The following is a 6450-nucleotide window of genomic DNA, read 5'->3' as shown; positions in this document are numbered from 1 at the left end:
CTGGCGGTCAACTTGAAGAAGCGGTTGCCCCCGCCCGACCTGACCACCGCCCAATTGCGGGCCAGGTCATGGTGGACGGGACCGGACGTGGTGCTGCTCGTCGACGACTGGCACATGATCGTCGCGGCCAGCGGCGTCGTGCCGCCGATGGCGCCGCTGTTTCCGCTGCTGCCTGCGGCGGCCGACATCGGTCTGCACGTCATCGCGACGTGCCAGATGAGCCAGGCCCATCGAGCCACCATGGACAAGTTCGTCGGCGCCGCTTACGGCGCCGGTTCACCGACGATGTTCCTTTCCGGCGAGAAGCAGGAGTTTCCGTCCAGCGAGATCAAGCTGAAACGGCGCCCTCCTGGCCAGGCATTCCTCGTCTCTCCTGACGCGAAAGAGGTCATCCAGGCGGCCTACGTCGATCCACCGGAAGAAGAAGTGTTAGCAGCACCTCCGGGGGGCGGTTAAGATATACCAAGACGCTCAGCAAACTTGGTGGTTAGCCGCCAGCAAAGGGATCGGGGAATTGATTCCGGTATGCACAGGCAACCGTTGTTGAGTCCTGCACAAAACAATATCCAGGTTGTTCGAGGTAAGTAAGGAGTCACCGCAAATGCAACCCATGCAGCATAATCCGGGTGCCGTTGGTATCGGTTCGCAAGTGGTCGCAAACGGGGCCCGCGGCCTCGCGGCCGGCACGACCGCTTCGGCAGAGGTCACGGCCCTGGTTCCGGCCGGCGCCGACGAGGTTTCAGCGCACGCTGCGCTGACCTTCGCAAGCGAAGGCGTCGAGGCCATGATGCTGAACAGCTTCGCGCAAGAAGAGCTGTCGCGTGCTGGAGCTGCGTATATGGAGGCTGCGGGCATCTACACCACGGTCGACGGAGAGAACGCCAGCGTTCTGTCGTAGCCCCGCAGCCCTCGGGACCACAACAGAGAAACAGCAATGCCAACACTTCCTCAGATAGTCGCGATGATCTGGCATGGAATGCCGCCAGAATTGAACACCGCCCGGTTGATGGCAGGTGCCGGCGAAGCGCCGATGCTCCAGGCCGCCGCGGGATGGGAAGCGCTCGCGATCTTTTTGGAGACCCAGGCCGACGAATTGGCCGGGAGCCTGGCGGCGCTGTCTTCGGCATGGAGCGGGGCAGCAAGCGAGCGCGCCGTAACTGCAACCATGCCGATGGTCGTTTGGCTAAGGACAACTGCCCTCCAAGCGCAAAAGCGAGCCATGCAGGCGACGTCGCAGGCAAGCTCGTACGCCACGGCGATGGCAACGACGCCACCGATACCGGAGATCGAAGAGAACCACATCACCCACGGCGTCCTGGAGGCCACCAACTTCCTCGGCGTCAACACGGTTCCCATCGCGGTCAACGAGACCGACTACCTCGTCCGCATGTGGAACCAGGCGGCATTCGCGATGGACGCCTATCAGGCGGAGACGGTCGCGAACACACTGTTCGAGCCGATCCCGCCGATGACGCCGATCGTCATCCCCGGCGTCGGTGAATCCACCGTCGGGGCCGCGTTGGGTCAGGTCGCCGCGCAAGCGCCAGGGGCGGTTGCACGTGAGACGGCGTTCGCACACGTCGGCGCGCAGGCGACTGTGGAATCGGCAGGTCTGCAAACCGGGCGCGGCGTTGCTCAGGCCAATCAGATGGCGACGACGGCGGAGGGGCAGGCGCAGAAGACGCAGAACGCCCAGCAGTTCGCCAACCAAGACCAGATGCAACAGGGTGCCCAACAGGGCATGCAGATGGGCATGCAGATGGCCAGCCAGCTCGGGTCGACGCTCGGGCAGCTGCCTCAGCAAGCAAGCCAGATGGTCATGCAACCGATGCAGCAGCTGACCCAGCCGCTGCAGCAGGTGACGTCGATGTTCAGCCAGATGGGTCTCGGCGACAAGAGCGCGCAGATGGGGCTCATCGGCGCCAGCCCGTTGTCCAACCACCCGCTGGTGGGTGGCTCCGGGGCCGGTGCAGGCGCCGGGCTGGTTCGGGCGGCCTCGCTACCAGGTGCCGGTGGCACGTCGGCGCGAACGCCGTTGATGTCCAAGCTCGTTGGGGCTGAGATCGAGCCGAGTGTGTCGCCCGTGGGAGTGGCAGCAGGCGCCGCGGCCGGTGCGACGGCGGCCGGTTTGGCACCCGTCGGCAGTGGCGGCGGCGGCATGGGCCCGATGGGAGCGATGGGCCACGGCGAGAAGAGCGGCGGTTCGAAACAGGGGTTGACGGCACCGGCGCCGCTGCCTCAAAACCTGGGCGAAGACGACGAGGACGACTGGTAGTCGCCCACCGAAGACTTCCCGGCCACCTGGCCGGAAAGACTCGCCATTCCCGTGGTGAGGACACAGGAAGAGAAGGAAAAATCCAGCAATGGCACAGATGAACACAGATGCCGCTGTCCTCGCCAAGGAGGCAGCGAACTTCGAGAGGATCTCGGGCGAGCTCAAGGGCGTCATCGCGCACGTTGAGTCCGTGGCGGGCACCCTCGCCGGCCAGTGGCACGGCCAGGCCGGCACCGCCGCTCAGGCAGCGTTGATGCGTTTCCATGAGGCGGCCGCGCGCCAGGTTCAGGAGCTGAACGACATTTCGGCCAACATCCACACCTCCGGTGTGCAGTACACCTCGACCGACGAGGACCAGTCCTCGACGCTCGCAGGCTCGATGAACCTCTGACCACGACCACTTACAGAAACGGAGCAACAATATGACCGAACAGGTGTGGAACTTCGCCGGCATCGAAGGCGGAGCGAGCGACATTCAGGGATCCGTCTCGACTACTGCCGGCCTACTCGACGAGGGCAAGGGTTCCCTCGCGGCGCTCGCCGCGGTCTGGGGCGGCAGCGGTTCCGAGGCCTACCAGGGTGTGCAGATGCGCTGGGACAGCACTTCTGCCGAGCTGAACTCGGCCCTGCAGAACCTGGCTACGACGATCAGTGAGTCCAGTGCCACGATGGCTCAGACGGAAGCCGGCGTGACCGGGATGTTCGCCTAACACGACGAGCACGCAGGTGGGCGGGTCAACCCCTCCGGGGCGACCCACCCACCGCGTGCGTCTCGGCGTGAATTAGCAATGAGAGGTACCAATGTCGGCTGACTATGACCGGCTTTTCCACTCCTCGGGAGACGCTGTGCAGACAGCCGAGGACGAATCGGCCAAGGCGGATCGTGACGTCGCCGCGCCGATGCCTACCGGGGGCCCGGGGCGTAGCGACGCAACGCCGCCTCCGATGCCCATCGCGCCAGGTAAGACTCAGGCGGCGGCCGCCCCGCCGCCGCGGCAGTCCGAGATCACCACGACCATGCCGCCCACCCGTACGTCGAGCCCGCAGCGGCAGCCCAACGGAATGATGAGGGCGCCCCAGTCACCCGGGCCCGCTGGCGCGCGCTACGAGCAACCGCGTCCCGCACCAACGCCGCCGCCGCGGCCCGCACCGGCTCCCGCGCCGACGCAGCACTTCGCCGAGTCGCAGTCGGAGAAGAGCGCCCGACGGGCGGCTCATTCATCGGCGAATCAGCCGGCGCCGACGTCCGCGGCGACTATCGGCAACCACCGCGCCATCGACGCGTTGTCGCATGTCGGTGTCAAGTCCGCCGTCAAGATGCCGTCTCAGCGCGGCTGGCGGCACTGGCTTTATCTGATGACGCGGATCAACTTCGGCCTGTCGCCGGACGAATTGTATGAGATGGATCTGCACAGCCGGATCCGTCGAAATGCACGCGACTCCTACCAGATTGGCGTATTCGGCCTCAAGGGTGGCGTCGGCAAGACCGCGGTCACGGTCGCATTGGGTTCGGCGCTGGCCAAGGTGCGCGGCGACCGGATCCTGGCGGTCGACGCCGACCCGGACGGCGGCAACCTCGCCGACCGCGCCGGCCGTCAGTCGGCCGCGACGATCGCGGACCTGCTCTCCGACAAAGAGCTGTCGCGTTACAACGACATTCGCGCGTACACGAGCATGAATGGCTCCAATCTCGAGGTGCTGTCCTCCGAGGAGTACAGCGGTGCGCGACGCGAGTTCAACGACGACGACTGGAACGGCGCGACGAACATCGTGTCGCGTTATTACAACCTTGTGCTCGCGGACTGCGGAGCCGGGCTGTTCCAGCCCGCGGCGCGCGGCGTGTTGTCGACGGTGTCGGGTCTGGTGATCGTTGCGAGCGCGTCGATTGACGGCGCCCGTCAAGCCGCGGTGACCATGGACTGGTTGCGGCAGAACGGATATCAGGATCTGCTCGGCCGCTCCTGCGTGGTGATCAACCACATCGTGCCGGGCAAGCCGAACATCGACGTTGACGATCTCGTGCAGCAGTTCGAGCGGCACGTCCCGCCTGGCCGGGTCGTGGTCCTGCCGTACGACAAGCACATCGCGGCCGGTACCGAGATTCAGCTCGATCTGCTCAGCAATCCGTTCCGGCGACGGATCGTCGAGCTGGCGGCGGCGCTGTCGGATGACTTCGACAGGCTCGAGCGCCGTTGACATCCACTGCCGCAGCAGCATCGGCGTCAAGCGTCACCCCGGGCCGGCCATCGACGACGCGGGTGACGATTCTGACTGGTCGGCGGATGACCGACCTCGTGTTGCCGGCGGCGGCGCCGATCGAAAGCTACATCGACGAGACCGTCGCGGTGTTGGCCGAACTCATGGAGGACACGCCTAAGGACGTGCTGGCCGGGTTCGACTTCTCCGCGCAGGGTGTGTGGGCGTTCGCCCGGCCGGGCGCTCCTCCGCTGAAGGCCAGCGAGTCGTTGGACGACGCGGGGGTGGTCGACGGCTCGCTGCTCACCTTGGTGTCGGTGAGCCGCACCGAGCGGTACCGGCCACTGGTCGAGGACGTGATCGACGCGATCGCGGTTCTCGACGAGTCACCCGAGTTCGACCGGACAGCGTTGAGTCGCTTTGTCGGACTTGCCGTTCCGGTGGCTGCCGTGGCGATCACGGTCATGACGCTGGTGTCGTGGTCGCGGACCGGTCACAGCTGGTACTGGCCGCTGGCCCTTGGTGTGCTCGGCCTGTGCTTGCTGGGCGGCAGCGCGATGGCGAAGAACCGGTTCTCCAACATCGACATGGCAGAGAGCCTGCTGGCCGCTTCGGTGCCGGCGCTGGCCGGCGCAGCGGCGTTGGCCGTTCCGCTGCCACGCGGGGTCGACTCGCTGGGGGCACCGCAGGTCGCCGGCGCCGGCGCGGTAGTGCTGCTGTTGACGTTTGCAACCCGCGGCGGGCCGCGCAAGCGCGCGGAGTTGGCGTCGTTCCTGTCGGTCACGGCGATCGCGATTACGGGCGCGGCGATCGCGTACGGGTATGGATGGCAGTACTGGGTCCCGGCGGGAGCAATTGCGTACGGCCTCATTGTGGTGACGAACGCGGCGAAGCTCACCGTGGCGGTGGCACGAATTGCATTACCGCCGATCCCGGCGCCGGGCGAAACGGTGTCCAATGACGAGTTATTGGATCCGGTCGCGTCCGAAATGCCCGACGAGGAATCGCCGACGTGGCAGGCGATCATCGCATCCGTGCCGGACTCAGCGGCGCGGCTGCATGAGCGCAGCCAGTTGGCGAAGAGACTGCTGATCGGTTTCGTGACCGCGGGCGCCTTGGTTTTGTCGACGGGTGCGATTGCAGTTGTCGTGCAGGGACATTTCTTCATGCACAGCCTGATCGTCGCGGGGCTGGTGACGGTTGTGTGCGGCTTCCGCTCACGGTTGTATGCCGAGAGATGGTGTGCCTGGGCACTTTTGGCTGCGACTGTCATCATCCCGACTGGCGTGATGGTCAAACTCAGCCTGTGGTATCCGAACAGTGCATGGCTGGTGCTCAGCGCCTATACGGCGGTGGCGATTGTGGCGATGGTCACCGTTGGCGCGACAGAAAGTGTGCGTCGCGTATCGCCGGTAACCAAACGCATCCTCGAATTGCTTGATGGCGCAGCGATTGCCGCGGTGATCCCGATGCTGCTGTGGATCGCCAGCGTGTACGACTTCTTACGGAACCTGCGGCTCGGCCACTGATATGCCGCCGCTGAGGGTTGATCCGGCGGAGCTGCAGAATGCTGCGGAGTTGGTTGGCCGGGCAGCCGATGAACTTTCGGACCTGCACGCCGACGCGCCACTGGCGGATGCCGCCACGGCGGTATCGCGACTGCAGACGGCCGAGGCATGCCGTAAAGCTCAGGCGGACGTGGCCGCGCAAACGGCAGCGGTTGCGGACGAGGCTAGGCAGTTCGGCGAGAACCTAGGTGCCGCCGCGCGATGGTATGAATTGCGCGACGTGGCTGCGGCCGACGCGTTTCAAAAGATTGATATCCCAAAGTAAATCGACAGGGGACGGCCCAGTGTGGCTTCTGATTCTGAAGGTCGCGCTACTGGTCTTTATTGCCGGCGGTGTCGTCGCCATCGTGGCGACCTATGTCAGGCGGAGTCGGGCAGTGAGGTTCCGTCAGGAACCCGATCCGACCCTTG

Annotated in this window: 7 protein-coding genes and 1 pseudogene; all 8 read left to right on the top strand. The window is 65.5% G+C overall.

What is annotated here, in order from left to right; translation table 11 throughout:
- A pseudogene (locus tag VJV41_RS26020) lies at positions 1-456 on the top strand (type VII secretion protein EccCb); the annotation flags it as partial.
- A 145-nt stretch (positions 457-601) separates the two neighbouring features.
- Complete coding sequence (locus tag VJV41_RS26015) at positions 602-898, top strand: PE family protein (RefSeq protein WP_325338665.1); 297 nt, start codon at positions 602-604, stop codon at positions 896-898.
- Positions 899-961: 63 nt separating this feature from the next.
- Positions 962-2275 (top strand): PPE family protein, encoded by a 1314-nt coding sequence (locus tag VJV41_RS26010; RefSeq protein ID WP_325338667.1) that lies wholly within the window; start codon positions 962-964, stop codon positions 2273-2275.
- Between the two features lie 88 nt (positions 2276-2363).
- Entirely contained in the window at positions 2364-2666 is a 303-nt protein-coding gene (locus VJV41_RS26005) for a WXG100 family type VII secretion target (RefSeq protein WP_325338664.1), read from the top strand.
- 31 nt (positions 2667-2697) lie between these two features.
- Positions 2698-2985: a WXG100 family type VII secretion target gene (locus tag VJV41_RS26000; RefSeq protein ID WP_325338663.1), complete on the top strand. Its 288-nt coding sequence runs from the start codon at positions 2698-2700 to the stop codon at positions 2983-2985.
- 91 nt (positions 2986-3076) lie between these two features.
- Complete coding sequence (locus VJV41_RS25995) at positions 3077-4471, top strand: MinD/ParA family ATP-binding protein (protein ID WP_325338661.1); 1395 nt, start codon at positions 3077-3079, stop codon at positions 4469-4471.
- Entirely contained in the window at positions 4468-6000 is a 1533-nt protein-coding gene (eccD, locus tag VJV41_RS25990; protein WP_325338659.1) for a type VII secretion integral membrane protein EccD, read from the top strand. Before VJV41_RS25995 ends, eccD begins: the two co-directional genes overlap by 4 nt.
- Position 6001: 1 nt before the next feature.
- A complete protein-coding gene (locus VJV41_RS25985; protein WP_325338658.1) occupies positions 6002-6304 on the top strand; it encodes a type VII secretion target in 303 nt (100 codons plus the stop codon).
- Positions 6305-6450 lie beyond the last annotated feature (146 nt).

Source organism: Mycobacterium sp. (assembly GCF_035274705.1).
Lineage (GTDB): Bacteria > Actinomycetota > Actinomycetes > Mycobacteriales > Mycobacteriaceae > Mycobacterium.
This window is presented reverse-complemented; position numbering and strand designations above follow the sequence as displayed.

Bases quoted from the DNA above. Each gene is read 5' to 3' on its own strand.
- VJV41_RS26015 (WP_325338665.1), top strand. From the start codon at position 602: ATGCAACCCATGCAGCATAATCCGGGTGCCGTTGGTATCGGTTCGCAA.
- VJV41_RS26010 (WP_325338667.1), top strand. From the start codon at position 962: ATGATCTGGCATGGAATGCCGCCAGAATTGAACACCGCCCGGTTGATG.
- VJV41_RS26005 (WP_325338664.1), top strand. From the start codon at position 2,364: ATGGCACAGATGAACACAGATGCCGCTGTCCTCGCCAAGGAGGCAGCG.
- VJV41_RS26000 (WP_325338663.1), top strand. From the start codon at position 2,698: ATGACCGAACAGGTGTGGAACTTCGCCGGCATCGAAGGCGGAGCGAGC.
- VJV41_RS25995 (WP_325338661.1), top strand. From the start codon at position 3,077: ATGTCGGCTGACTATGACCGGCTTTTCCACTCCTCGGGAGACGCTGTG.
- VJV41_RS25985 (WP_325338658.1), top strand. From the start codon at position 6,002: ATGCCGCCGCTGAGGGTTGATCCGGCGGAGCTGCAGAATGCTGCGGAG.